Here is a 664-nt window from a genome sequence, read left to right as displayed (position 1 = left end):
AGGGGCCGCGCTGTCGGGGGTCCAGTCGAAGGCCCCCGCCCGCCGCGGCCGTTGACCCGCGCGTCGGTCAGCTTGCGCGCGGTTCCGGCGGCGACGTCCACGACCCACAGCTCCAGTCCCGCCGGGGCGTCCATCAGCAGCGCCACCGACTTGCCGTCCGGCGACCACGACGGCGACATGAAGCGGGCGCCGGCCGGCAGCTGCACGGTCCGCGGCGCCCCGCCCTCCACCGGCTGGAAGCTGAGGCCCGTCAGCCAGGAAACACGGCTGTTGGCCGGTCCGTTGTTCCTCGGATTGATGCGATAGCCGGCCAGGCGCAGCATCGGCTCGGCCAGTTCGGCGATCGGCGGCAGATTGGCCCGATCGTACAGAGCCAGCGTGGTCCGGTCCGGCGACAGGCTTGAGCTGGGGGTGGGCTTGGTGTCCAGGATCTCGGCGATCGGCGACGGCGGCTGCTGATAGGCCAGCGGTTCCTGGGCCAGCGCGGCCCGCGAGGACGGCCAGAAGCACGAAGGCGGGCATGGCCCGGCCAAGCAGACGACGACGCATGATGATCTTCCCTGACACGCCCGCCAGCCCGACGGGCGGCGCACGCTAGAAGCGCGCGCGCGTCCGGTCAAGGTTCGCCAGGCTGGTCGATCCGCGGCCGGACGCCGGCGTCTGG

Annotated in this window: 1 pseudogene; it reads right to left on the bottom strand. The window is 72.9% G+C overall.

Going from position 1 to position 664, the window contains the following annotated elements:
- A pseudogene (locus AC2W7C_RS18690) lies at positions 1-533 on the bottom strand (S9 family peptidase); the annotation flags it as partial.
- Positions 534-664: the final 131 nt, after the last annotated feature.

The sequence above is a fragment of the Brevundimonas sp. CURTG3B2_SDJG genome (genome assembly GCF_057364705.1).
Note: the sequence above shows the minus strand (reverse complement) of the source record. Positions and strands in the feature narration are given on the sequence as shown.